This is a genomic window from Desulfobacterales bacterium (genome assembly GCA_028704555.1).
Taxonomy (GTDB): domain Bacteria; phylum Desulfobacterota; class Desulfobacteria; order Desulfobacterales; family JAQWFD01; genus JAQWFD01.
On record JAQWFD010000005.1, the window covers coordinates 92,768 to 117,981 of the forward strand.

At 50.2% G+C, this 25,214-nt stretch carries 23 protein-coding genes; 21 read left to right on the plus strand and 2 right to left on the minus strand.

From position 1 onward, the window contains the following. Nucleotides 1–97 precede the first annotated feature (97 nt). Nucleotides 98–667: a hypothetical protein gene (locus PHQ97_03590; GenBank protein ID MDD4391816.1), complete on the plus strand. Its 570-nt coding sequence runs from the start codon at nt 98–100 to the stop codon at nt 665–667. 90 nt (nt 668–757) lie between these two features. Here PHQ97_03590 and PHQ97_03595 read toward each other — a convergent pair whose 3' ends face one another. Beyond that, nucleotides 758–2,161, minus strand: a complete 1,404-nt coding sequence (locus tag PHQ97_03595) for an amidophosphoribosyltransferase (protein ID MDD4391817.1) — start codon at nt 2,159–2,161, stop codon at nt 758–760. A 315-nt stretch (nt 2,162–2,476) separates the two neighbouring features. Here PHQ97_03595 and PHQ97_03600 point away from each other — a divergent pair, with 315 nt between their 5' ends. From PHQ97_03600 to PHQ97_03680, 17 genes are all read left to right on the plus strand, one after another. Next, nucleotides 2,477–3,892 (plus strand): mechanosensitive ion channel family protein, encoded by a 1,416-nt coding sequence (locus PHQ97_03600; GenBank protein ID MDD4391818.1) that lies wholly within the window; start codon nt 2,477–2,479, stop codon nt 3,890–3,892. Between the two features lie 116 nt (nt 3,893–4,008). Next, entirely contained in the window at nt 4,009–5,073 is a 1,065-nt protein-coding gene (gene corA, locus PHQ97_03605; GenBank protein MDD4391819.1) for a magnesium/cobalt transporter CorA, read from the plus strand. A 451-nt stretch (nt 5,074–5,524) separates the two neighbouring features. Then, entirely contained in the window at nt 5,525–6,646 is a 1,122-nt protein-coding gene (locus PHQ97_03610; GenBank protein MDD4391820.1) for a hypothetical protein, read from the plus strand. A 69-nt stretch (nt 6,647–6,715) separates the two neighbouring features. Then, the gene (locus PHQ97_03615; protein ID MDD4391821.1) at nt 6,716–7,522 is read left to right on the plus strand and encodes a mechanosensitive ion channel; all 807 of its coding nucleotides are present in this window, start codon (nt 6,716–6,718) and stop codon (nt 7,520–7,522) included. 129 nt (nt 7,523–7,651) lie between these two features. Next, on the plus strand, nt 7,652–8,401 hold the full coding sequence (gene gpmA, locus PHQ97_03620; protein MDD4391822.1) for a 2,3-diphosphoglycerate-dependent phosphoglycerate mutase: 750 nt from the start codon (nt 7,652–7,654) through the stop codon (nt 8,399–8,401). 166 nt (nt 8,402–8,567) lie between these two features. After that, nucleotides 8,568–10,700, plus strand: a complete 2,133-nt coding sequence (glgP, locus tag PHQ97_03625; protein MDD4391823.1) for an alpha-glucan family phosphorylase — start codon at nt 8,568–8,570, stop codon at nt 10,698–10,700. Between the two features lie 168 nt (nt 10,701–10,868). After that, on the plus strand, nt 10,869–12,494 hold the full coding sequence (locus PHQ97_03630; protein MDD4391824.1) for an NADP-dependent glyceraldehyde-3-phosphate dehydrogenase: 1,626 nt from the start codon (nt 10,869–10,871) through the stop codon (nt 12,492–12,494). Between the two features lie 739 nt (nt 12,495–13,233). Beyond that, the gene (gene pfkB / locus PHQ97_03635; GenBank protein MDD4391825.1) at nt 13,234–14,163 is read left to right on the plus strand and encodes a 1-phosphofructokinase; all 930 of its coding nucleotides are present in this window, start codon (nt 13,234–13,236) and stop codon (nt 14,161–14,163) included. A gap of 86 nt (nt 14,164–14,249) precedes the next feature. Then, the gene (gene atpD, locus PHQ97_03640; protein ID MDD4391826.1) at nt 14,250–15,632 is read left to right on the plus strand and encodes a F0F1 ATP synthase subunit beta; all 1,383 of its coding nucleotides are present in this window, start codon (nt 14,250–14,252) and stop codon (nt 15,630–15,632) included. Then, nucleotides 15,629–16,021 (plus strand): F0F1 ATP synthase subunit epsilon, encoded by a 393-nt coding sequence (locus tag PHQ97_03645; GenBank protein MDD4391827.1) that lies wholly within the window; start codon nt 15,629–15,631, stop codon nt 16,019–16,021. The genes atpD and PHQ97_03645 overlap by 4 nt, the downstream gene beginning before the upstream one ends. Beyond that, a complete protein-coding gene (locus PHQ97_03650; GenBank protein MDD4391828.1) occupies nt 16,008–16,349 on the plus strand; it encodes an AtpZ/AtpI family protein in 342 nt (113 codons plus the stop codon). The genes PHQ97_03645 and PHQ97_03650 overlap by 14 nt, the downstream gene beginning before the upstream one ends. A 33-nt stretch (nt 16,350–16,382) precedes the next feature. Further along, nucleotides 16,383–16,694, plus strand: coding sequence for an ATP synthase subunit I (locus tag PHQ97_03655; protein ID MDD4391829.1), 312 nt, complete (start codon nt 16,383–16,385; stop codon nt 16,692–16,694). 125 nt (nt 16,695–16,819) lie between these two features. Then, nucleotides 16,820–17,521, plus strand: coding sequence for a F0F1 ATP synthase subunit A (locus tag PHQ97_03660; protein MDD4391830.1), 702 nt, complete (start codon nt 16,820–16,822; stop codon nt 17,519–17,521). A 1-nt stretch (nt 17,522) separates the two neighbouring features. Then, complete coding sequence (locus PHQ97_03665) at nt 17,523–17,801, plus strand: F0F1 ATP synthase subunit C (GenBank protein ID MDD4391831.1); 279 nt, start codon at nt 17,523–17,525, stop codon at nt 17,799–17,801. Nucleotides 17,802–17,805: 4 nt separating this feature from the next. Beyond that, entirely contained in the window at nt 17,806–18,567 is a 762-nt protein-coding gene (locus PHQ97_03670; protein ID MDD4391832.1) for a hypothetical protein, read from the plus strand. After that, nucleotides 18,564–20,078 (plus strand): alternate F1F0 ATPase, F1 subunit alpha, encoded by a 1,515-nt coding sequence (locus PHQ97_03675; protein ID MDD4391833.1) that lies wholly within the window; start codon nt 18,564–18,566, stop codon nt 20,076–20,078. The genes PHQ97_03670 and PHQ97_03675 overlap by 4 nt, the downstream gene beginning before the upstream one ends. Nucleotides 20,079–20,219: 141 nt before the next feature. Then, entirely contained in the window at nt 20,220–21,104 is an 885-nt protein-coding gene (locus tag PHQ97_03680) for a F0F1 ATP synthase subunit gamma (protein ID MDD4391834.1), read from the plus strand. Between the two features lie 241 nt (nt 21,105–21,345). Here the strand turns inward: PHQ97_03680 and leuB are convergent, their stop codons facing one another. Next, a complete protein-coding gene (leuB, locus tag PHQ97_03685; protein ID MDD4391835.1) occupies nt 21,346–22,428 on the minus strand; it encodes a 3-isopropylmalate dehydrogenase in 1,083 nt (360 codons plus the stop codon). Between the two features lie 329 nt (nt 22,429–22,757). Between leuB and PHQ97_03690 the strand changes: the two genes are divergently transcribed. The 3 genes from PHQ97_03690 to PHQ97_03700 all read left to right on the plus strand — a co-directional run bounded on the left by PHQ97_03690 (nt 22,758) and on the right by PHQ97_03700 (nt 25,193). After that, complete coding sequence (locus tag PHQ97_03690; GenBank protein ID MDD4391836.1) at nt 22,758–23,198, plus strand: CGGC domain-containing protein; 441 nt, start codon at nt 22,758–22,760, stop codon at nt 23,196–23,198. 112 nt (nt 23,199–23,310) lie between these two features. After that, complete coding sequence (locus tag PHQ97_03695; GenBank protein ID MDD4391837.1) at nt 23,311–24,342, plus strand: hypothetical protein; 1,032 nt, start codon at nt 23,311–23,313, stop codon at nt 24,340–24,342. Between the two features lie 725 nt (nt 24,343–25,067). Further along, nucleotides 25,068–25,193, plus strand: coding sequence for a hypothetical protein (locus PHQ97_03700; protein MDD4391838.1), 126 nt, complete (start codon nt 25,068–25,070; stop codon nt 25,191–25,193). Nucleotides 25,194–25,214: the final 21 nt, after the last annotated feature.

Here is a 25,214-nt window from a genome sequence, read left to right on the forward strand (position 1 = left end):
TTTCATTAAATATGGTAAACTGCTTATGTTTACAGTTGTACTGACTGCGATGGATGCACAATATGAATTTCATTTTGATGATGCGGAGAGATGGCCCATGTTAAAAAATATTATTTCATTTGGTTTACAGTTGATTTGTATCGGCGTTATTTTGCTGAATACCTTTGCAGCGCCCGCGTTTTCAGAAAATATTCCCGCCAAGGGGTATGTTTTCCCGAATTTGACACTTACATCACCGGCATCTGAACAAGAGCGTACTTATCTGGGTATTGGCAATGCGGATACCTTTACCATCGACCAGGTCAAAAGCAGCATCATGCTCATAGAGGTCGTCGGGGTGTATTGTCCCCAATGTCATATCCAGTTTCCAAGGAATAACAAGCTGTTTAAAATGATTCAACAAAATGAAAAGCTGGGCGCCGCCGTGAAAATGTTTGCTATCGCAGCCGGAGCAACGCCCATGGAAACGGCTTATCTGAAAAAACAGGCAAATATTCAATATCCTGTCATTGAAGATCCCAGGTATGAAAATCATAAAATGCTGGGTGAGCCAAAAACCCCGTTTACGATGATCGTCAGAAATAACGGATTGATTGAATATACCCATTTTGGAACGTTTGCGGATACGGGAAAACTTTTTTCCATGATTAAACAGTACGTCAAGTAAGCGGGTAGAAGAAAGGCCCTTTCCGTAACATGGCAGCCGGTCAGATTTTAAAACCGTTTTCGCGTGTCATACTGCCTTCAGCCGTGAGTCTTAGAAATAACTGGACCCGTCCCAGCAATGGGTACATAGTTTTTCCTTCGGGAGGCCTATGGCCTGAATCAAATCATCGAGCCTCTGATATTTCAACGACGTCAGTTTAAGCATTTCCTGGATTCGGGCCGACATGGCATGGTTTTTTTCTGAATCCGGATCTGCGTATTCTTTCAGATGGTTGTCCTCACGGCCTTCAAGTTCCAGAATAACCTTTCGCCCCGCCAGATCAAGGGTGGAGCGCGAAGCGGAAAAATTCAAAAATTTACATGGGTATATCAGGGCAGGGCAGGCCGGGCGCATGTGAACTTCACGGGCGCCGAGATCGTATAATTTCTGGACGTTGTCTTTGAGCTGGGTGCCCCTGACAATGGAATCTTCACAGAACAGAATCTTTTTGCCCTCGATCAGGTGCCTGATCGGGATCAGCTTCATTTTTGCAACCAGATTCCGTCGGTTCTGGTTCTGTGGCATAAAACTTCTGGGCCATGTCGGGGTATATTTTACAAAGGGCCTCATGTAGGGGATATGCCTTGCGTTGGCGTACCCGATGGCATGGCCTATGCCTGAATCCGGTATGCCTGCCACATAGTCAATGTCAATATCGTCATTTTTTGCCAGCGCACAGCCGCATCGGTATCTTACCGCTTCAACATTGATATCTTCATAGATCGACGCCGGATAGCCGTAATAGACCCAGAGAAAAGAGCAAATCTGCATTTTGTCACCCGGCTTTTTTCTCTGTTCATAGCCGTCTGCGGTAAGAAAACCGATTTCTCCGGGACCAAGGAACCGGTCAATATCATACTCCAGGTTGGAAAACGCGCAGGACTCTGATGATGCGGCAAAGGAACCGTTCTTTTTTCCGATGATAATCGGCGTTCTGCCGAGCCTGTCTCTGGCGGCATACATTCCATCTTTCGTCAACAGCAGGATCGAGCAGGAACCTTTAATCAATTCCTGTGCTTTTTGAATGCCGCTTTCAAATGAATCTTCGCTGCAGATCAGCATGGCCACCATCTCGGTCGGATTGATCTGCCCTTTGGAAATTTCGGAAAAATGCATTTTCCGATTGCTCAGTTCACGGGCCAGCGCTTCGATGTTATTGATTTTATCGACGGTGACAATGGCGAACGGTCCCAGGTGGGATCCGATGATCAGGGGCTGCGATTTGTAATCACTGATGACGCCGATGCCCATATTGCCGTTCAGGCCGGGCAGATCGGATTCAAATTTGGACCTGAAATAATCGTTTTCAATATTATGAATCGATCTGGAAAATTCGTTGGCATTATATACCGCTATCCCGCCTCTCTTCGTTCCCAGATGGGAATGATAATCCGTTCCGTAAAACAGATCCATTATACAGTTTTCTTTTGAAACAACCCCGAATAATCCTCCCATGTATAACTCCTTATTTCATTGATACGAAACGCACTGGCAGATTTGCATGCCGGTATGTTGAGATCTCATATCTGAATAATTATTATGTACAATCAATAATGCATTGGATTTGTTCATATACTAACTAAATCCGATTTGCCGGATGCGGTTGTTATAAACAATAACGTCTCGATTGTCCAACACTAAACAAAAAATAGATACCGTTTGACAAACGTATAACACCGTGGCTACAGTTTTCATATTGGATAATCAGGGACCGGTTTTCTCAATATCTGCAATCACCAGCTATTTCAGTAAGTTAGGAGAGCGCTCCTTATGAGAGTATCGAAGAAGAAATTGACGGCATTTTTCATTGCTACTGCAATCGTATTTTGCATCCATCTGCCCTTTACTGCTGCGGCTCAGAATCCGGGACAGGGGCAGACAGCGGTAACCGTGGAAAAGGGAAAACCTGCGGTCCCGTCACTGGATGAGGTTATTTCCGGGCAGCGCAAGCAGCTGGATAAAGCCGGTGAAACCATCGGCAGGGGCATAGAACAGATCGGATCAAAAGCATCATCCCGGTTTGGCAAGTGGATCAATGCCGAGTTAATTTACGGTATTACGGGACTGAACCTGATAGTTTGCTTTATCCTTTTATTTATTGTGATTCTGATCGACCGTATTTTCCGCTTCATGATACGAAGAATTCTGAAGGCAATCGTTGAGGAAGAAGATCAGGTGTCGTGGAAAAAACTGATTCTCGATGCGATGGCCGGGCCGCTTTCTCTGTTTATATGGGTCTACGGTATTTATGGTGCAATATCTCCCCTGATTGTCCATTTTAAAACGGGACAGGGTGCCAATATCCTCTTGACAGTGGTTCAAAAGGCGGCGGATATAGGCGGTATTATAGCCATCTTCTGGTTTATACTCCGACTGGTCAATATTATTGATGTCCAGCTGAAAAAGTGGTCGTTCAGGACCGGCAGCAATGTCGATGAGATGCTGATCCCGATTGTGGGAAAGACCCTGAGAGTATTTATTATAGTGATTGGCGCTATCCTGATTGCTCAAAACCTGACCGGGGTACAGATCGGCCCGCTGCTGGCCTCTCTCGGGATTGGTGGCCTGGCGGTTGCTCTGGCAGCCAAGGATTCCATTGCCAATTTTTTCGGTACTCTGACGATCCTGTTTGACAAGCCGTTTCAGGTCGGTGAACGCGTCGTTATCGACAGCTTTGACGGCACCGTGGAATATGTCGGTTTCCGAAGCACCAAAATCAGGAACATGACCGGTAGCCTGGTTACCATCCCCAATGAAAAGATAGTGAACTCCGCGCTAGAAAATATCGGAAAAAGACCGAACCTGCGCTGGATGACCAACATAACCATCACCTATGACACCCCGCCGGAGAAAGTGGAAAGAGCCGTTGAAATTATCCGCAATCTTCTGGATCATCATGAAGGCATGAACGAGGCGTTGCCGCCGAAGGTTTATTTTAACGGGTTCAATGACTGGAGCCTGAATATTTTTGTCATCGCATGGTACCATCCCCCGAACTGGTGGGATTATCAGGAATGGCTGCAACGAACCTGCCTTGAAATTCTGAAACAGTTCAATGCCGAGGGCATTGAGTTTGCTTTCCCATCCAGTACCGTTTATGCGGCAAACGATGATAAACGGCAGCTGAAGCTGAAACTGATTAAGGGTGAGGGGTCAGAAGTCAGAAGTCAGAAGTCAGAGGACTGAGGACTGAATAAAAAAAGCACCAACTTGTGCGGGTGTAGGGGTGGCCCCCCGTGTCCGCCCGTCGGGTAAAGGGGCCCGTCAACCAACCCAATTTCACAAGCCGGGAGAAACAGCCCATGACGAGAATTATTAATAAAATATCGAAAAAAAGAGGGCTTGCACCGGGAGCACTTGTCCATGTCGGCGAAAAAAAAACCGAACATGCCCAGATATCTCTGATTCGTTATGGCGAAGGCCAGATTGAAGAAAAAGTTCTCGAAAGGATTGATGATTATCTGCCGGTCCAATCCGAATCTGGCACAAAATGGATCAATGTAAACGGGATTGATGATGCCCGGATCATCGACCGCATCGGTCAGTTGTTTCATATCCATCCGCTGACCCTCGAGGATGTGATGAACAGCGGACAAAGGCCCAAGACAGAGGATTTTGATGACTATCTGTATGTCGTGTTCAAGATGCTGTATTTTGACGAAACAGAAAACGAGGTGATTGCAGAACAGGTGAGCCTGGTTTTTGGAAAGGATTATATCCTGTCCTTTCAGGAGGTTGAAAAGGATGTATTTTCCAGTGTCCGGGACCGGATTCGAAAAGGAAAGGGCCGGATTCGGAATGCCGGAACGGATTATCTGGCGTATTGTCTGATAGACGCCGTTGTGGATCAGTATTTTACCATTCTGGAGGTGATCGGCGAAAAAATTGAATGCCTGGAAGAAGAGATTATTTTTGCTCCCGCTGCCGGTACAATAGAAAACATTCATGAATTAAAACGGGAGATGATATTGATGAGAAAACAGATCTGGCCCATGAGAGAGATGGTCAATAACCTTGCCAGAGCGGATACGGATCTGGTGGATGACACCACCCATGTTTATCTTCGCGATGTTTATGACCATACGATCCAGATTATCGATACCATCGAGTCCTATCGGGATATTCTTTCCGGAATGCTCGATATCTATCTTTCTACCTTGAGTAACAAAATGAATGAGGTCATGAAGGTTCTGACCATCATCGCCACCATATTCATCCCCATCACGTTTGTGGCCGGAGTCTACGGAATGAATTTTAAATACATGCCCGAGCTTGAATGGCGGTGGGGATATCTCTCGGTATGGCTGGTAATGTCGGCCATTATCCTGGTGATGCTTCTGTTTTTCAAAAAAAAAACCTGGCTCTAACTTCAGGGTTCGATCATAAATTCGACCACGTTGGCGAGTACTCCGTCCCGCTCATTCATGGCATCTTTTCCCCGGCTCGCGCAATGTCGTACGCCGGGAACGGGCGGGACTCTGCGGCTACACTCCGGCACTATGGCCGAAGTTATGAGCGAGTCCGGAAAAAAGGACTGAGTGCCTGAGGGGTGGGAGCTTTGCGCCCTTGTTTGAGGATGTTATAAGATAAAAGCTTCTTGTTTTTTATCTTTTGCCTCAAGCGAAGTACTCCTCAAGCGATAGCGCTCCTCAGTCCGCCCGCAAGGGCGCTAATCCGCTAACCCATTCTTCAGATATGAGGGAGGTTCCCATTACAGACAATCCGCCTTCTCAGCTCTGGAACTTTATCCGTTTGGATCAGTATAAGAAGCCACCGGAACCGGCGGCGCAAGCCGTGCGAGGCAGGTTTTCTAAATTTGTGGAACAAATCCACCGAAAACCTGTCAAAGAAGAACCTTTTAAATTGGAACAGCATCTCAGATCGGCCCCGTCCCGCCTTAAAGATAAAGCCGCCCCGGAACCGGACTGGACTGAATGCGCAACCTCCTTGAATTCGTCGTTGGACGAGTGGCTTCAGAACCGGCAGAGCGAAACTCTCCTCCGGGTTTTTTTGAAAGTCCCATACAGTGGACTCACACAGGCGCTTGTCATCTGGGCAAAGCAAAGCAATTTTCGAATCATCGAAGCGCCGGTGCCGGAGCAGTTAATACACGGCAAGGGATATGATGTTTCCGGACAGATTGATAATTCAGGGAATCTGTTGGTGATTCCCTGCCTTGAACGGTTTTTTCTTCGCCATTTCAACGGCCTGTCAATGATCCGGCAGCTGATTGACAGCGTTTTATCCTGTTCCTGCCCCTGCCTCATCGGCTGCGACAGCTGGGCCTGGGCTTACCTGTCCAAAGCGTTGGGTGTGGACAGGCTTTTTCCTGTACCTTTTGTCCTTGAAGCATTTGATCAGGAAAAACTTCAACAGTGGTTTTGCAGGCTTGCCTGCGGTGCCGGGGGCGATCGCCTCGTCTTTAGACAATCGAATAATGGAAACTATGTTCTCCCCCTTAAAGCGGAGCATCAGCAAGAAGAATCAGCCGATCATGCTTCCCCTACAGAATCAAGCAATTTTCTGATTCACCTGGCAGCATACAGCCGCGGGATTGCCGGCATCGCATGGGATATCTGGCGATACAGCCTGAGATATGGTCCGGATGAAGAACGGACCGATCTGGAAACCGACAGTTTGTTTAAACAAACCATATGGGTGGACCCATGGTCCCAGCTCACCTTGCCGGCAGTTTCAGATGGCGTAACGCATGATGAGTTGCTTGTGCTTCACTGTCTGATGATTCACGGGGAGCTCGATGCCCGGCTGCTGGCGAATTTGCTGCCGATGTCTGACAGCGATGTGATGCAGGCGATCATGTATCTGCGATCAAAAGGATTGATTTATCAGAATAAAAACCGATGGTATGCAACGGCAATCGGATATCCGGCGGTACGGCGGTTTCTGAGTAATGAGGGATACCTGGTGGACTCGATTTAGGGGAAAGCGGTCAGAGGCCAAAAGGATGGAACGGGCGACATTTCGTAGCTTCGATAAGTGAGGATCGCTATGGAAAATAACACCACGCTGCTTGAATTGCTTGCTGAATTTAATATGGTCAACATTTTTACGGTTTTGTTCATTATCGGTTCAGCCTGGCTGATTATTTTTCTTATGGAGCGGCTCATTCCCTGGTTTGCGGAGAAAGTTCCCGGACGAAAACGGCTCCTGATTCTCTCCTCGGTGCCGTTTTTAAGGCTGCTTGTCATGATACTGGCCGTTGGGCTGATCATTCCGATTGTGATCAAGCCCACCTTGCAGAATCTTGTGGCGATATTCGGCGTCGCAGGGCTGGCACTCGGTTTTGCTTTCAAAGACTATGTCAGCAGTCTGATTGCAGGAATTGTAACCATTTATGAACAGCCTTACCGCCCCGGCGACTGGGTGAAAATTGACGGGGCATATGGAGAGGTAAAATCCATCGGGTTGAGAACACTGAAAATGGTGACGCCTGATGATACCGTGGTCATCATTCCACACACGAAAATATGGAATACCAACATTTTTAATGCCAATTCCGGACACAGGGATCTCCAATGTATCGCCGATTTTTATCTTCATCCTGCCCATGATGCCGGTAAGGTCAGACAGAAATTGTATGATGTGGCATTGACCAGTCCGTACACCATGCTGGAAAAGCCGGTCGTCGTGATGGTTTCAGAAAAGCCATGGGGGACGCATTATCGGTTGAAAGCCTATCCGGTGGACGGAAGGGATCAGTTCCGCTTTATCAGTGATATGACCGTCAGGGGTAAAGCCGCGCTTACCCGGATGGATGTGAAATGGGTGTCTCAATGCTGCCTGACTTCATTCTGACACCAAATACGGATTGACATCTCGAACGTTCTCGATGAAAATGATGGTATCAGTTATTTTACCATTTATTCCCATAAACACGCATATGTCCTGTCTGTCAAACGGTCACTTTCTTGAAGGATTTTTGAAATGATCAAACTTGTATTCTTACGCCACGGGCAGAGCACCTGGAATCTGGAAAATAAATTTACGGGATGGACCGATGTGGATCTGACCGATCTTGGTATCGAAGAGGCCCATTATGCGGCGGAGGCTCTCAAAACCGCTGGATATGTGTTTGATCAAGCCTATACCTCGGTGTTAAAGCGTGCGATTCGAACGCTGTGGATTGTGATGGATGATATGGATCTGATGTGGATTCCGGTTCACGTTTCATGGCGGTTGAATGAACGTCATTATGGCGTACTCCAGGGGCTGAACAAAAGGGAAACAGCCGAAAAATACGGAATGGAGCAGGTGCATACATGGCGAAGAAGTTATGATATATCGCCGGGAGCACTGGATGCTCAGGACCCAAGGCATCCCGGATTCGATCCGCGATATGCCGGACTGGATTTCAAGGTTCTGCCAGCAACCGAGTCCCTCAAAGACACACTGAACCGGGTGCTTCCTTACTGGCACCAGGCCATAGCGCCGGCTTTGAAAAAGGGACGTCGAATCATCATATCCGCCCACGGCAACAGTATCAGGGCACTGGTCAAACATCTTGATAATATCTCGGAACAGGACATCTCCGGGCTGAACATTCCCACCGGCATTCCGCTGGTTTATGAACTGGATCAGCAGCATCTGTCTCCGATCACGCATTATTATCTGGGAGATCCGGAACGTGTCAGAAAAGCTACTGAGAAAGTCGCCGGGCAGCTAAAACAGTCGTGAGCCAAAAGCAGTCGTGAGTCGTGAGTTAAAAACAGTCGTGGGTCGCAAGCCGGAACAGCCGTGAGGCCCAGCAGGCGTGAGTTACAAGAGTCGAGGCTATTGAGTCGCAAGCGTCTTGAATCGTCAGGGATGGATTTTTGCGTTTTTAATGAAAGGGAAACTGGTTATGGATATTACTCAGAATATTTTTACCAATCTGCCTCCCCGTCTCAGCGGACTCGGGGAAATCGCTGCGAATCTGTGGTGGAGCTGGCATCCGGAAGCCCGTATGCTGTTTAAAAAAATTGACCGGCAGACCTGGAAAAAAAACATGCACAATCCGGTAAAAATGCTCAGCGAGCTTTCGGCAGAAACACTGAATATATTTGCAAATGACCTGGAATACCTTCGTCATTATGACGTGGTAATTGATAAATTCCGCAGGGAAATTCTGGAACAGAAATGCAGTATCCGCGACAAACCTGTGGATATCGAAACCCACAGAATCGCCTATTTTTCCGCGGAATACGGCCTGCATCATTCCCTGCCGTTTTATGCCGGTGGACTGGGATTTCTCGCCGGGGATTTTATCAAGGAAAGCAGCGATCTGAGATTGCCCCTGACGGCCATTGGATTCATGTATCCGGAAGGATATCTGTATCAGCGGATTCGGGAAGATGGATGGCAGGAGAATTTTGATCAGATTCTGGACCGGGATGCAGCTTCCATTTATCGGGTACTGGACGAAAACGGCAAGCAGCTTTTGGTCAAGGTGCCTTTGATCCAGCCGGAGGTGTATGTGGCGGTATGGAAAATTTCAGTGGGCCGGGTGTGCCTGTATCTGATGGATACGGATATTGAAATCAATGACCCCTGGAACCATGGCATTTCATCCCGCCTTTATACCGGTGATCTTGAGCAGCGGCTTCGCCAGGAAATCGTTCTCGGGATCGGCGGATCAGAGGTGCTCGAAAAGCTGGGAATCAAACATTCCATTCTTCATCTGAACGAAGGCCACCCGGCGTTTGCAATTCTGGAACGGATCAGGGATCGGATTCTCGAAGGCATGAGTTTTGAAGAAGCGGCGGAAAATGTTCGGCAGACGACCGTGTTTACGACCCATACGCCGGTTCCGGCCGGCCATGACGTGTTCCCGTTTCATCTTCTCGAAAAGTATTTCAGTTCCTACTGGCCCTCTCTGGGGCTGGATCACGATAAGTTCATGAAGCTGGGAATCCATCCTGAAAATCCGACAGCAGGGTTTAATATGACGGCGTTTGCATTGAGGATGTCGGGTTTTAGAAACTGTGTCAGTAAAAAACACCAGCAGGTGACACGTCGGATGTGGCAGTGTATGTGGCCTCAGGTGTCTGAAGAGGCCATTCCCATCGATTATGTCACCAACGGGGTTCATTTGCCCAAATGGATTGAGCCCAAAATGCATTTACTGTTTAATAAATATTTCGGTCAGGACTGGATAGATGATCATGACAGCCAGTATATCTGGGAACTGATCGAGGAAATACCGGATGATGAACTGTGGCGGACTCATTACTGGCTGAAAATTAAACTCATCGATGCCATCCGGGATCAGACCCGTCAGCGCTGGGCCAGGGATCATGTCAGTCCGTCCATGCTGGTACCCGGGGGAACATTTCTGGATCCATCGGTGCTTACCATCGGTTTCGGCCGGCGATTTGCCACGTACAAGCGGGCGGATCTGATTTTTTATGACACGAATCGGTTGAAAAAAATGCTCAACGACCGCTGGAAACCCATTCAGATCATATTTGCTGGAAAGGCCCATCCGGCCGATGACCCGGGAAAACGAATTCTGCAGCGGATATTCAATGCCGCCCGTGATCCGGAGATGGGCGGGCGCATTGCATTTGTGGAAAATTACGGCGAGCAGTTCGCCCAATATATGGTTCATGGCGTGGATGTGTGGCTGAACAATCCCATCCCCCCGATGGAGGCAAGCGGAACCAGCGGAATGAAGGCGGCGCTCAACGGGGTACCGCATCTGAGCATTTGTGACGGGTGGTGGATGGAAGGCTACAACGGCAAAAACGGCTGGTCCTTCGGGTCGAAAAGTGATGATAAAGACAGAGACAAGGCGGACGCCGAAGCCCTCTACGACCTGCTGGAAAACCGGATCATCCCCATGTATTACAAGGTCTCTGAAAAGGGGATACGCCACGAATGGGTCCGGGTCATGAAAGAATCCATCAAAAGCTGCGCCCCGCAGTTTTCATCACGACGCATGGTCAAAGAGTATATCGAAAAATTTTATGCCAGGGCCATGATGGCGGTGAATTAAGTGAGCAGGACTGAGTGTTGAGGACTGGGTAAAAAAAAGGATAGCAACTCGAAAGGGTAGGGGCGGCCCCCCGTGTCCGCCTATCGGATGGTACTGGACAGCAGACAGAGGACAGAAGTCAGATTAACCCTTAACCCTTAACCCTTTACAGATCACAGGTAACCCACCATGAACCCACCAGAACATTTTCAATCCCTATTTCCGGATGAGGCAGAGATTCCGGAGCAATTTGCGCTTCGGGAGCCGTTCTCCCAGGATTTTTATCTGTCTGACGGCCAGCTGCGTTACTGGAAGGGACCCATTCACACGGTGGCATCACCGGTATGCGTGAAAACGGCCGCAGGCGTGGAGCGTAAATGTATCGGATACTACCCTCTGGTGACGCAAGTCGAGGCGATGGACGCATTGGCGGCAGCGGTCAAGGCATACAGCAGCGGAAGAGGACTCTGGCCCACCATGTCGGTAGCCGGCCGGATCAGCATCGTTCAGGAATTTGTCTGCCGCATGAAGGAGCAGAAACAGCAGGTGGTCAATCTCCTGATGTGGGAAATCGGAAAATCCCGGGCCGACTCCGAAAAGGAATTCGACCGGACCGTGGATTATATCCAGGGCACGGTGGATGCCGTAAAAGATCTGGATCGCGTCTCCAGCCGGTTTGTGATCGAACAGGGCATTATCGGCCAGATCCGTCGCGCGCCGCTTGGGGTGGTTCTCTGCATGGGCCCGTATAACTACCCGCTCAATGAAACCTTTACCACCCTGATTCCGGCACTGATCATGGGAAATACCGTGATTTTAAAGCCGCCCAAACACGGCGCCCTGCTGTACGGTCCGCTGTTGGCCGCGTTTCAGGAGGTGTTTCCCGAAGGCGTCATCAACGTGCTCTACGGCCGGGGAAGAGAGATCATTCCCGCCCTGATGGCAACCGGAAGTGTGAATGTGCTGGCGCTGATCGGATCAAGCCGTGCGGCCGATGCATTGCGCTGGCAGCACCCGAAACCGCATCGGCTCAGGTGTGTGCTGGGGCTTGAAGCCAAAAATGCCGCCATCATCCTCCCGGATGCCGACCTTGACCTGACGGTCAGGGAATGCGTGATGGGCTGCCTGTCATTTAACGGCCAGCGCTGCACGGCGCTGAAGATTCTTTTTGTTCATTCAAAGGTAAGATATGAATTTTTGAGCCGTTTTTCAGAGGCTGTCAGCCGGCTTGAAGTCGGCGTGCCATGGAAAGACAACGTGTTTATTACCCCCCTGCCGGAGCCGGATAAGCCGCAGTACCTCACGGATCTGATCACCGATGCCGGACAGCATGGGGCTGAGGTCATCAATCCGAATGGCGGGGCGGTGTATCACAGTTTTTTCTATCCGGCAATTCTGTTTCCGGTCAATGACCGGATGCGGGTATATCATGAGGAGCAGTTCGGTCCGGTCATTCCCGTATGTGAGTTTGATGATATTGAAGCGCCCATCAGCTATGTGGTGAAATCCGATTATGGTCAGCAGCTGAGCATTTTCGGGACCGATCCGAACCGGATAGCCGCGCTGGTCGATCCCTTGGTCAATCAGGTGTGCCGCCTCAACATCAACTGCCAGTGCCAGAGAGGACCGGATACATTTCCGTTCACCGGCAGGAAAGATTCCGCCGAGGGAACTCTGTCCGTATCCGATGCCCTTCGCGCATTTTCCATCCGGACCCTCGTTGCCGCAAAGGACGTGGCACTCAATCAGCACATTCTGACACGGATTGTCAGAGAGCATAAGTCCAATTTTCTGTCCACGGATTTTATTTTTTGAGATGGTTAAAAAAAATATCCGCAGATTACGCAGATTTTTTTCTCGTCCCAGGGCTCTGAACGGGAATGTTTTAAGCGAATATTTTATATGCTTTAGAAGGGTTAAGAGTGCTTATCTTATATTTTACTTGAAGTAACTAATTTCAAGGAGCTTGAAAATAAATCTTATTTTCGTCTCGTTCGTCCTGCCCATCATGGCATTATATGACCCAATGAACAGGATTTTAGTTCTGACACTATCATCTGGGATATACAAAACGCCCAACCATCTAATTAGTCGCAAAAACTCGTCGGTTTTACGGGGTTTATTGCTCAGTCCTTAATTCAGAAATTTCCGAAAAAAAAGCCATACATTTTTTTTGATTACCACTTGTTTTCAGCTAAAATTACAAAATGCCGAATCAAAAATTTTATATGTTAAAACAGAGGGTTGAATGCGATATTGAACAAAATATTTTCATGGGGCTCCAAAAAATGTATTTTTTCGCTTCTTTCTCGACAAAAATTTCGAAAAATTGTTATAATGCCTGTTAACAACAGCTGAGAAAGAATGGTAATCAGATTTTTTTTAAAAATGGTTACATCCCTATCCTTTCTGTCAGTGGTGAAATTTTCCGTTTTGTACGTTTTTTTTGAGGCCGAGCTTGGAAGGTGAGCAGCAAGGAGCTTGTTTTGGCAGTATCCCTCTTAGCCCTTAATTCATACACCCTATACCCTTAACCGTTAACCATTATACCGTTATGATTTACACAGTAACATTGAATCCGGCGCTGGATCGGGGCATGGTGGTAGAGGCGCTTACCACGGACGATACGGTCCGGGCAATTTCCGAAACCGTTTTTGCTGCCGGAAAGGGGATTGATGTCTCACGCGTGATCAAGGAGCTGAACGGTCAGAGTGTCACGCTGGGGTTTGTAGGCGGTTACGACGGGCTGAACCTGGAGGGGCTTTTGATCAATGCCGGTATTCTGACCCAGTTTACCCGGATTTCCGGTGAAACCCGGATCAACATTATTCTGAAAGAACGACAAAACAGCCGCCAGTTTGTCATCAGTGCGGCAGGCCCACAGGTAACCGCCGCGGAAATCGGGTTGTTTTATCAGAATTTCAGGCAGATTTCCGATATGACCTATCTGGTGATGAGCGGCAGTCTTCCCAGGGGAGTCAGCTCAAATCTCTATGGGCAGCTGATTCTGGAAGCCCGGAAAAAGGGTGCATTTATTGTACTGGATACCGATGGGGCCGCTCTGAAAGAGTCCATCGAATATCAGCCGACCTGTATCAAACCCAATCAGCATGAACTTTCCCGGCTGGTCGGACGCCCGGTTGAAACCGAGTCTGAAATTCTGGCAGCCTGCGAGCAGCTTCGCCAATACGGAATAGGGTATATTCTGGTGTCACGTGGCAAAAATGGGATGATCCTGTTCACGGAAAAAGTCAGACTGAAAGCCGTTTCACCTCCGATTGAAGCCGACAGCACCGTCGGTGCCGGAGATTCAGCAGTCGCCGGATTTGTCCTGGCGCATTTCAGGGGGATGGATCTGGCCCGATGCCTCAAATTCGCCTGCGCCGCCGGTACCGCCACCGCCCAGACCCCGGGAACCGAACTGTGCCACCGAAGCGATGTGGAAACGTTAATGGATAAGATTCAGATCACCTCTTTGGATTAATTCTGATGGTCTCGTAAAGTACCCGCATCCGTCATTCCCGTGTAGGCGGGAATCCGGAACCTGTTGAAATGACTGGATCAAAAAAAATGAACCCAATTTCCCTCTATACCGGCCGGATCAGCGCGGTGCGCGGCAGTGTGGTGGATGCCGTGTTTCCCGAAGGCCTTCCCCCCATGTACTCGATCCTGAAGACCGGGCCGCAGGACCGCATCATTATTGAAGTGGTGGATCATCCCGATCCCGAATGCGTGCGCGGTATTGCCCTGACCTCATCGGCGGGGCTGGGAAGAGGGGATGTGGTCCGCACGGACGGCCTTCCGCTTCAGGCGCCGATCGGCCCTCAGCTGCTGGGGAGGATGTTTAACGTGTTCGGCCAGCCGGTAGACAACAAACCGGCGCCGGATAACGTTACCCTCAAATCCATTCATCAGCCACCCATGGCGCTGGCCCGGCGGGAGACCAGTGAGGAGATTTTTGTCACCGGCATCAAGGCCATCGATCTTCTCATTCCGCTGGAACAGGGGGGAAAGGCCGGCCTGTTCGGCGGAGCGGGGGTGGGAAAAACCGTTCTGATTACAGAATTGATCCATAACATGGTCGGAAAGCATAAAGGGGTGAGCATTTTCTGCGGAATCGGTGAACGCTGCCGGGAAGGTGAAGAACTTTACCGTGAAATGGATGAGGCCGGAGTGCTGAAAAATACGGCCATGGTGTTCGGCCAGATGAATGAATCTCCCGGGGCGCGGTTCCGTGTGGGGCATGTGGCGCTGACCATGGCCGAATATTTCCGAGATGATGAGGGAAAAGACGTTCTGCTCCTGATCGATAATATTTTCCGTTTTATCCAGGCCGGCATGGAGCTGTCCGGCCTGCTGGGAAGACTCCCCTCCCGTCTCGGGTATCAGCCGACCATGGGCACGGAGCTTGCCGAACTTGAAGAAAGAATCTCGAGTTCAAAAAAAGCGGCCATTACCTCCATACAGGCCGTGTATGTGCCGGCAGATGACCTGACCGATCCGTCAGCGGTTCATACCTTCTCGCATCTTTCCGCTACCATTGTACTTTCCCGGAAAAGAGCCGGCGAGGGGTTTTACCCGGCCATCGATCCCCTGGAATCCCGTTCCATGATGCTGACGCCTAAAGTCGTCGGGGTTAAACACTATCAGGTAGCCCAGGCAGTCAGGAAAACACTGGCAACCTATGAGGAACTCAAGGATATCATTGCCATGCTCGGTATTGAAGAACTGTCCCGGGAGGATCGGAAAACCGTCGAACAGGCCAGGCGTCTGGAGCGTTTCATGACCCAGCCGTTTTTTACCACCAAACAGTTTACAGGTTATGAAGGCAGGATGGTGGATCTGGCAGATACGATCGACGGGTGCGAGCGCATATTAAATGACGAATTTTCCAAGGCATCCGAAAGTGACCTGTATATGATCGGTACGGTTAAAGAGGTCAAATCCCGTTGAGACTCAAGATCTATACACCGGCAGATATTTTTCTCGACCAGGAGGTCACCAGTGTGGTCGGGGAAAGTCCGGCCGGAAGCTTCTGCCTGCTGCCCCGTCATATTGATTATGTAACGGCGCTGGTTCCGGGGATTTTGTCTTGCCTGACTCCGACAAATGAAGAGCGCTTTCTGGGGGTTGATGGCGGAATTCTGGTCAAACTGGCGGATCAGGTCCAGGTGGCTGCCGGGTGGGTGGTCAAAGGAGAGCTGGGAGAACTCAGGCAGCAGGTGGAGCGGATGATTTCCGACGCAGATGAAAAGCAGCGCAAAACCCGAAGTTCGGTAGCCCGGCTGGAGGCCGATTTCATCAGACGGTTCATGGAGTTTGGGAAAATTGGAAAAGTCTGAAAAAGATAACCCCTCGTCGCAACAGCGTTTTTCAGAAGATGTGCGCATCCGGGAACAGCGAAAAATCCGCTCCCGCAAAGAGGAAAACCGGAATGTCTGGTTCGGTCTGGGCATGTTCGGCGTGGTCGGATGGTCAGTGGCGATTCCCACGCTGATCGCGATCTTTGTCGGCGTCTGGATCGATGTGACATGGAAAAGCCCGTATTCGTGGACATTGATGCTGCTGTTCGTGGGTATTGTGGTCGGCTGTATCAATGCCTGGTTCTGGATAAAGCGTGAACAAAGGAATATTTTCAGTGACCGGGAATCGGATGAGGACTTGAAATGATGAAAAAAACGACGGAGAGGCTGCCAGGAATTAATGAATCAACCTGTTGAACTCTATATCCGGGCAGCTGCCCTTTTCTGGGGACTATTTCTGGGCGTATTTTATTTTGGCGGCCTGTGGCTGACCGTTCGAAAATTACCGGTATCGAGGAAACCGAAGACTTTATGGATAGCCAGCTTCATGCTTCGCCTGATCGTCTTGCTCTCAGGCCTGTGGCTGGTGCTCCGGCAAGATATGATTGCCTTTGGCATTGCATTTATCAGCGTGATGGTTGCCCGGGTTGTGATTTCAAAAACAGTCGGGAGGCAGAAAGAGTCGTGGGTCGAGAGTCAAAAACAGTCGTGAATCAACGCTTCGCCAATTCAAAAAAAGTCCCGGAGCGGCATTTTCCGTCATTCCCGCGAAAGCGGGAATCCAGTATGCCTTAAACTGTACACCCTTAACCATTTTTTCAACCATTCCGAGGCCTCATGCACATAAGCCCCGACAATATCATTTACTGGCAGCACGGAAGCATAGCCCTGAACGGGACGATCGTATTTACCTGGATCGTGATGGGGTTTCTGGTGGTTGGGTCATGGATTGTGACCCGGAAGCTGTCTTCGGATGTGACGATTTCACGGGGGCAGAACCTGCTGGAGATCATTGTTCTTGGGATGGTCAGGCAGATCCGGGAAGTGAGCCGGCATAAGCCGGTCGAACTGCTGCCGTTTCTCGGCACCCTGTTTCTGTTTGTTGCGATATCCAATCTGCTTTCGGTCGTGCCCGGGTTTCAGACGCCTACCGGGTCATTGTCCACCACGGCAGCCCTGTCCCTGTGCGTGTTTGTCATGGTGCCGGTGTATGGTATTTCGCAAAGCAGTTTAACCCAATATCTGAAAAATTATATCCGGCCGAGTGCGTTTATGCTCCCCTTTAACCTCATGGGGGAAATCAGCCGGACCCTGGCACTGGCAGTCCGGCTGTTCGGAAATATCATGAGCGGCAGCATGATCGCTGCAATTTTATTGTCAGTAGCGCCGCTTTTTCTGCCGATTATCATGCAGCTGTTCGGTCTGCTGACCGGACTGGTTCAGGCGTATATTTTTTCCATCCTCGCAGCGGTGTATCTTGCCGCCGGGATGGAGGTCCAGACAACGCATAAAAAAGATGCATCGAAAGGAGACGGATAAGATGGATAATTTAGGCCTTGTGGCGGTCATCTCCATAGCTACTGCCGGCCTGTGTATCGGAATCGGTGCCATTGGCCCGGCGCTCGGGGAAGGGAGGGCGCTGGCTCAGGCCTTAAGTTCCATTGCCCAGCAGCCCGATGAGACCACGGTCATCACCCGGACACTGTTTGTCGGGCTGGCCATGGTCGAGTCCACGGCTATTTACTGTTTTGTGGTGGCGATGATCCTGATTTTTGCCAATCCGTTCTGGAATTATTTTCTGAGCAAGGCAGGAGGGTAGGGCGGTGCTGATCAACTGGTTCACAGTGTTTGCACAAATTGTCAATTTCCTGATTCTGGTCTATCTGCTCAAGCGGTTTTTGTACGGGCCGATCATCCGTGCCATGCAGGAGCGGGAGAAAAAGGTGGCGCTGAAGATGCAGTCGGCCGAAAAGGCGCGAAAAGAAGCCCTGATGCGATCCCAGGACCTGGATCGGCAAAGGGTAAAACTGGATGAGGAAAAAGAGCAGATCCTGGACGAGGCAAAGAAAGAAGTGGCTACCTGGAAGGAAAATGAAGTCGGGCAGATCCGGGAGCAGATCAGTCAGCAGCGGCAGGCATGGGTCGATACGGTTGAAAGTGAGAAACAGGCCTTTATCCAGCAGCTGAAGCAGAAGGTGATCTGCCAGACCCTGAAGATATCCAGAAAAGCGCTGTGCGATCTGGCCGGAGAAGACCTGGAGCGCCTTGCGGTCCAACGGTTTACCGAAAAAATCCGTAGTGCCATCGAGGAAAATAAACACCTCATATCCGGCATCGGGGATCAGATTTCGGTACGCTCGGGTTTTGAAATGGATCAGACACAGCAGCAGCAGATCACCCAGACCCTTAACGGATTTTTCCCGCAGGCGCATGCCACCGGGTTTGATATTGACCGCAATATCGGGTTCGGAATCGAACTGATCGCCGGCGACTGGAAAGTGTCATGGAACCTGGCCGTGTATCTCGGGAAAATGGAAGAAGAAGTCCTTGCATCTCTTGCTTCAGCCTGCGGGGCGACCCCATGAGCCGCTCGGATCTGATGTCGCTTCTGGATGATATCGGGCAGTCTGTCGAGCAGACAGTTGACGGATTTTCTCCGTCGCTTGAGGTCGAAGAGGTCGGCCGGATACAGTCGATCGCGGAAGGCATCGTTCAGGTCACAGGCCTTGGAAACGTAAAATCCGAAGAACTGGTCGTGCTGGGTAAAGGTGTCATGGGACTGGTGCTGGATATTTTGCCGGATCTGATCGGAATCGCCCTTCTCGAAAGCCAGGCCTCGCTGAAAGCCGGTGATGAGGTGACCCGAAGCGGCAGAATTCTGGATGTTCCTGTCGGAGAGGCCCTGATCGGACGGGTGGTGGACCCTCTGGGCCGGCCGCTGGATGAACTGGGCATGGTTAATGCCAGTGAACATTGGCCGGTGATGAGAGATGCCCCGGAAATCATCAACCGGTCTCCTGTTGAAAAACCGCTCCAGACCGGACTCAAGGTGATTGACGCACTGATTCCCATCGGATGCGGCCAGCGGGAACTGATTCTCGGAGACCGCCAGACCGGAAAAACCGCCATTGCACTGGATGCCATCATCAACCAGAAAGACAAGAATATCCTGTGCGTGTATTGCGCCATCGGGCAGCGAAGCTCCAGCATTGCCAAAGTGATTCATGACCTCAAATTTCACGGGGCCATGGATTACAGCATCGTTGTGGTGGTCGAAGGCGATGATGCCCCCGGTCTCCAGTATCTTGCGCCCTACGCCGCCACGTCCATCGCGGAGTTTTTCATGGCCAGGGGCCGAGATGTTCTGATCGTGTATGACGATCTCACCCGTCATGCGCTGGCCTACCGCCAGCTTTCCCTTCTTCTGCGGCGGCCCCCGGGACGTGAGGCATTTCCCGGTGATATCTTCTATATCCATTCCAAACTTCTGGAGCGGTCCACGCATCTGAAACCTGAATCCGGGGGCGGTTCCCTGACCGCGTTGCCCATTATTGAAACCGAAGCACAGAACATGTCCGCCTATATTCCCACCAACCTGATTTCGATTACCGACGGTCAGATATATCTATCACCGGACCTGTTCCAGAAAGGCGAACTTCCGGCGGTCGATGTCGGGCAATCCGTATCCCGGGTCGGGGGCAAGGCACAGTTTCCCGCATACCGCAAAGTGGCCGGCGATCTGCGCCTGTCCTATTCCCAGTTTCATGAGCTTGAAGCCTTTGCCCGTTTTGGTACCCGTCTGGATGAGCGCACCAGGCAGACCCTGGAGCACGGAAGACGGGTTCGGGAAATCCTCAAACAGAACCAGTTTTCCGCCCTGACCTCAGCCGAGCAGATCGTGATTCTGCTGGCCACGGTAACCGGCATGTTAGATGAGATCCCGCTGGAAACCATAGGAAAAACCGAATCCGCCATAATAGAAATGGTCCGCTCCCGGCCCGAACTGCAGAAAGATATCTTAAAAGCCATGCCGGATGATGATATCTGGGATACGCTGCTGACGATGTTGAAAGAAATAATGACAGAAGACAGATGACAGGGGCTTGTTTTCTTATCTTTTGCCTCAAGCGATAGCGGCCCTCAGTCCGCAAATCGTAAGCCGACAACCCCTGGAATTTCACCGGGTCTGATAGACTGGTAGCCAACCCTTAACCCTTAGCCCTTTAACCCTTTTTTTATGCTATCACTCGAAACCCTGAAAAAGAAAATCAAAACCACAAAGGATCTCCTGTCCGTCGTCCGGACCATGAAATCCCTTGCGGCGGTGAATATCCGGCAATATGAAGGGGCGGTGGTTTCGCTCGAGCACTACAGCCAGGTGGTGGACATCGGCTGGCAGGCGCTGTTTCAGACGCCGCTTCGCATGCTGCCGGCAGGTGATGACCGGCAGGTGCTGTTTCTGGTGATCGGATCGCATCAGGGGATGTGCGGCCAGTTCAATGAAGTGATTGTGAACCGGGCTGCTGACCGCCGGCAGACCGAACAGACAAACGGCCGGGAGATCACGTTCTGGACATCAGGAGAAAGGGTGCGCTCCGGGTTGGAGGATCTTCAGGCGCCTTTTGGCGAGCATTTTATCCTCCCGGGCAGCCTGACCGGTATTGTCGAGCTGGTCCGGCAGGTAATCGAGACATTTGAACAGTGGCGGCAGAGTCGTGGCTTTGAAACTCTGGAAGTAATCTATAATCAGCTGGTCAAAGGAGGGGGCTACGAACCGGTCAGCTCCAGATTGCTCCCCCTGGACAGCCAGTGGGTTGATCAGTACCGGGAGAAAAAATGGCCGGATCACTGCATCCCGCTTCTGGGCACAGACCGCGAAGATCTCTTCCGGCACCTGTTCCGCCAATACCTTTTCGTTTCTCTCTACAAGGCATTTGCCCAGTCCATGGCCAGCGAAAACGCAGCCCGCCTCAGATCCATGCAGGCTGCGGAAAAAAATATCCGTGAACTGGGAGAAACCCTCCAGGGAAAATTCAGAGAAACCCGACAGAATATCATTACCTCCGAACTGCTGGATATTATATCAGGCTTTGAAGCGGTCAGCGGAGGGAGCAAGCAGTAAAAAGTGATCAATTATTGGTTTTCCGGTTCGTAAACCGAATTATGCTCTGACCTAAAGTAGAAGAGCCATCCTGTCGCTTTTTTAAGCGGCTGGAAGCCTCTTCTACTGTTTTTTTCTTTGTTCCTCCCGGTTCATCTCGAAAACGAAGGATTTTCATCCCCCCTCACACCCTGATCTCTGTCCTCTGCCTACTACTTACTGCCTACTGCTTACTGTAACTATCCGCTATCCTCTGACTACCTCACGCGCTCAGAATCTTTTCGGCTATTGCATCTCCCATCCCAATGGTTCCCACGGTTTTGCGCTTATCAATGGCAATATCCGGAGTGTGGATGCCGTTTTCCAGGATATCGGCTACGGCGGTTTCAATCGCATCGGCCGCTTCAGCCTCATCCAGGCTGTACCGGAGCATCATGGCGGCAGATAAAATCTGGGCAATGGGATTGGCAATGCCTTTTCCGGCAATATCCGGGGCAGACCCACCGGCCGGTTCATACAGGCCGAACTTGCTTTCATTTATGCTGGCTGAAGCCAGAAGTCCCAGAGATCCGGTCAGCATCCCGCACTGGTCCGACAGAATATCGCCGAACAGATTACCTGCCAGCAATACGTCAAACCGTTGGGGATTACGCATCACCTGCATGATGGCATTGTCGATATACAGATGATCAAGTTCAATATCCGGATAGTCTGCGGCAACTTCCATGACCACCTCTCTCCAGAATACCATGGTGGTCAGCACATTTGCCTTGTCGATGGAGGTGACTTTTTTTTTCCGTTTTCCGGCTGCATCAAACGCCGCACGGGCGATACGATCAATTTCTCTGCGGGTATAGATCATGGTGTCAAAAGCGGTTTCCTCCGGCCCCGAACCGGAGCGTCCCTTGGGCTGCCCGAAATAAATGCCTCCGGTCAGCTCGCGAACCACCAGCATCTCAAAGCCGTCGCCCACGATATTCGGATGCAGCGGGCTGGCTCCGACCAGAGATTTGAAAACTTTAGCAGGCCTCAGGTTGCAGAAAAATTCAAAATGCTTTCGGAGGGGAAGAAGCGCGGCCCGTTCCGGCTGCTGATCCGCCGGCAGTTTTTCCCACTTCGGGCCCCCGATCGATCCAAACAAAATCGCATCGCCGGCTTCGCAAAGTTTCAGGGTATGGTCGGGCAGTGCATATCCGAAATTATCAATGGCAGCACCGCCGACATCTGCAAATTCATATTCAAGCCCGATGGAAAATTTTGTCTGAACCGCATTCAGAACCTTGACAGCCTCTTTCATGACCTCAGGTCCAATGCCATCCCCGGGTAACACCGCGATTTTATACATATTGATATATCCTTTCGAAAGAATCCCCCAGAAGGGGAGTAGTAATACATGGTTGATACGATCTTTTAGGACGGGTGTCAAATGCAAAGATGGGGGAAGAAATCCGATGGCTGGCACTGGTTTTCCCGGGTCCGTTTGAATCCGGGTGATTTTTATGCTTGGTTATACAAACGATTACCGGGTCTGATGGTAACAGCGCTATGGAGAGACTCATGAAATATGGCGTTTTAATTTTATCGGGTGAGTGTTATGCTGTGCGCTATGAACGCAAAGACTGGAATCGATGCCCCGAGGGCCGTGGATTACTCTATTGTTTGAAAGGAATGAAAATGAAGACAAAAATTGGAATAATTATCTGCGATCGCTACCGGCGCTGTGCAGGCGGAAAGTGTCTCAAATCGATGCGGAATAAGGAAGGTGCTTTCAGCATATACGCGGATACAGAAATTGAGCTGGTCGGATTTACGACATGCGATGGTTGCCCTGGCGGCAATATAGAATATGCTGGTGAAGAAATGGTAAAAAACGGGGCAGAGGTCATTCATCTGGCTACCGGAATGATCGTTGGGTATCCACCTTGCCCTTATATCGACACGTTCAAGGCATTTCTCGAAAAACGTTATGATGTCAAGGTCGTTGTCGGCACGCACCCGATACCGAAAAAATACCTTGATATGCATACCCATCTGGGGACATGGGAGGACGCCTCATGGAAGCCGCTTATAGAATTAACCATGGCGGATGAAGTGACCCGTAAAAGTTATGATTGAGAGCAGAGCGCCGGTTTGAGCTCAGGGCTTGATCATAACTGCGCCATAATGTCTGTAAGGCCTGTCCCGCCCATTGCCGGCTTCTCCAGCACGATCCGGGGGATGCCGGGACATGAAGCTGAAGCGCAAAAACTCGGCACGCTTTAAGACGATTAAAAAAGCAATCGAAACTACCTGTATGCGTATAGATATTTTGTCCACTGAATCCATGGGCACCCGGGGGCTGTGCTGCCGGGTGACAACCGGGGATCGCAGAATACTGATTGATCCCGGTATCGCGTTGGGATATCTCCGTCATGGCCGGCTTCCGCATCCTTTTCAGATCGCTTTGGGTACGATCGTTCGCGAAAAAATTATTCGGGCCTGCAAGGATGCAACGGATATTGTTTTCAGCCATTTCCACGGCGATCATATTCCGCTGGACGATGCGAATCCCTACCAGCTTTCGTTGGATCGTGTAGCAGGTTGTCTTGGAGATCGTCGTGTCTGGGCACCGGATCCTGAGGTTTTTTCTGATACCATGCGCCGGAGGGGACGTTTGATCTTTGGCGCCTGTAAATGTCGGCCGGTTGGCGCAGAGGGTGGGGCAGAGGGTCCATTCCGGTTTTCCGGAGCGATGCCGCATGGGGACCGACGCCGGGGTGCGGATCACGTCATGATGACCCGGATTAAAGGGGAGCGCGGTGTTTTTGTGCACGCATCGGATATCCAGTTAATTGATCGGGAACCCATCGATCAGATTCTGGACTGGCAACCCGACGTTGTGTTGGTTTCCGGACCACCGCTTTATCTGAAGAGACTGTCACCGGAAGTTTGCCAAAAGGCTTTTCGACACGCCCGGTTGCTTTCCGAAAATGTTAAAACGCTGATCATTGATCACCACCTGCTGCGAAATGAAGAGGGGATCAGCCGGCTTGATCAGCTTCGTCGGGATTCAAAAAATACCGTTGTCTGCGCAGCCGATTTCATGGGGGTGGAACGCCGGTTTCTTGAAGCCTGGCGAGAAAAGCTTTATCAGGATATGCCGGTGCCCTTGGGATGGCACGAAAAATACAGCAACTTGAAGTTATTACAAAATTATTTGCGCTGGAAGCATTTTGATCTTTCTGAAGAATTTTTTACCGCTCATGGGAAAATTTTCTGAGCTACAACTCAGGGCTCGCTCAGAAATAAGTTCGCAATTTTAAGTGTTGATGCGCCTGTCTGTCAAGGCACGAAAGTGAAGGAATATCAAGCATATTCAGAGCTTTCGTAACGCAGCCAGGCAGGATGCATCGGCGTTTAAAATGAGAAGTTATTTTTGAGTGAGCCCTAAGCTTGACAAGGAACGGGGACTGTCATGAAAAAATGCATCCCCATGAGATTTAAAGATGATATAAACTGACTATGCCACGCAAAGCCCGGGGGGGACTGGCTCAAACCCGGATTCGATTTTGCCGTCATCCATGAATGCGTGTGCCCGCTCCATGATTTTGATAAATGCTGAACGTCCTTTTAATCTTATGAAAAAACGAGAAGGGCTTGAAATAGTACGTGTCAGGAGTTAACATGGACTAAAATGTTGGAAATGGCAGGCACAAGGAAATAAGGAGAAAAAGTGCACTCCAAAGCAACAATCGCTCCAATCTACCGCATGATCAATAAAGGGGATGAACAAGATTCGAGTAATTGTAACCAAAGTGCTTTAAATATGTTATTTCAAAATATGATCATTAATTTTCGCACCTTATTTATGAAAGAGACAATGGTTTTAAATAAAATGAACTGCCCCCCCAAATAGGATAACCCGTTAAATAAACGCAAAAACCAATCTTCGGCTATGCCGGCAAGCACCTCGTGAAGGTGGCAACTCAGCCGGAGCGCTCGGTCATGCTGCACGATGCGGTGATTGTAGCGGGCCTCATCGTTGCCATTATCGTGATGGTGGTGGTGTCCAGGACGGCCCGACGGGCGGTTGATGCCGCCACTTCGGCAATCCCCGCACAGACTGCTTGATAAATTCCCATTTAACTAAAA

Bases quoted from the DNA above. Each gene is read 5' to 3' on its own strand.
- leuB (MDD4391835.1), bottom strand. From the start codon at position 22,428: ATGTATAAAATCGCGGTGTTACCCGGGGATGGCATTGGACCTGAGGTC.
- gpmA (MDD4391822.1), top strand. From the start codon at position 7,652: ATGATCAAACTTGTATTCTTACGCCACGGGCAGAGCACCTGGAATCTG.
- pfkB (MDD4391825.1), top strand. From the start codon at position 13,234: ATGATTTACACAGTAACATTGAATCCGGCGCTGGATCGGGGCATGGTG.
- atpD (MDD4391826.1), top strand. From the start codon at position 14,250: ATGAACCCAATTTCCCTCTATACCGGCCGGATCAGCGCGGTGCGCGGC.
- PHQ97_03665 (MDD4391831.1), top strand. From the start codon at position 17,523: ATGGATAATTTAGGCCTTGTGGCGGTCATCTCCATAGCTACTGCCGGC.
- PHQ97_03655 (MDD4391829.1), top strand. From the start codon at position 16,383: ATGAATCAACCTGTTGAACTCTATATCCGGGCAGCTGCCCTTTTCTGG.
- PHQ97_03680 (MDD4391834.1), top strand. From the start codon at position 20,220: ATGCTATCACTCGAAACCCTGAAAAAGAAAATCAAAACCACAAAGGAT.
- PHQ97_03595 (MDD4391817.1), bottom strand. From the start codon at position 2,161: ATGGGAGGATTATTCGGGGTTGTTTCAAAAGAAAACTGTATAATGGAT.
- PHQ97_03700 (MDD4391838.1), top strand. From the start codon at position 25,068: ATGCTGCACGATGCGGTGATTGTAGCGGGCCTCATCGTTGCCATTATC.
- PHQ97_03690 (MDD4391836.1), top strand. From the start codon at position 22,758: ATGAAGACAAAAATTGGAATAATTATCTGCGATCGCTACCGGCGCTGT.
- corA (MDD4391819.1), top strand. From the start codon at position 4,009: ATGACGAGAATTATTAATAAAATATCGAAAAAAAGAGGGCTTGCACCG.
- PHQ97_03675 (MDD4391833.1), top strand. From the start codon at position 18,564: ATGAGCCGCTCGGATCTGATGTCGCTTCTGGATGATATCGGGCAGTCT.
- PHQ97_03600 (MDD4391818.1), top strand. From the start codon at position 2,477: ATGAGAGTATCGAAGAAGAAATTGACGGCATTTTTCATTGCTACTGCA.
- PHQ97_03695 (MDD4391837.1), top strand. From the start codon at position 23,311: ATGAAGCTGAAGCGCAAAAACTCGGCACGCTTTAAGACGATTAAAAAA.
- PHQ97_03660 (MDD4391830.1), top strand. From the start codon at position 16,820: ATGCACATAAGCCCCGACAATATCATTTACTGGCAGCACGGAAGCATA.
- glgP (MDD4391823.1), top strand. From the start codon at position 8,568: ATGGATATTACTCAGAATATTTTTACCAATCTGCCTCCCCGTCTCAGC.
- PHQ97_03615 (MDD4391821.1), top strand. From the start codon at position 6,716: ATGGAAAATAACACCACGCTGCTTGAATTGCTTGCTGAATTTAATATG.
- PHQ97_03590 (MDD4391816.1), top strand. From the start codon at position 98: ATGTTAAAAAATATTATTTCATTTGGTTTACAGTTGATTTGTATCGGC.
- PHQ97_03630 (MDD4391824.1), top strand. From the start codon at position 10,869: ATGAACCCACCAGAACATTTTCAATCCCTATTTCCGGATGAGGCAGAG.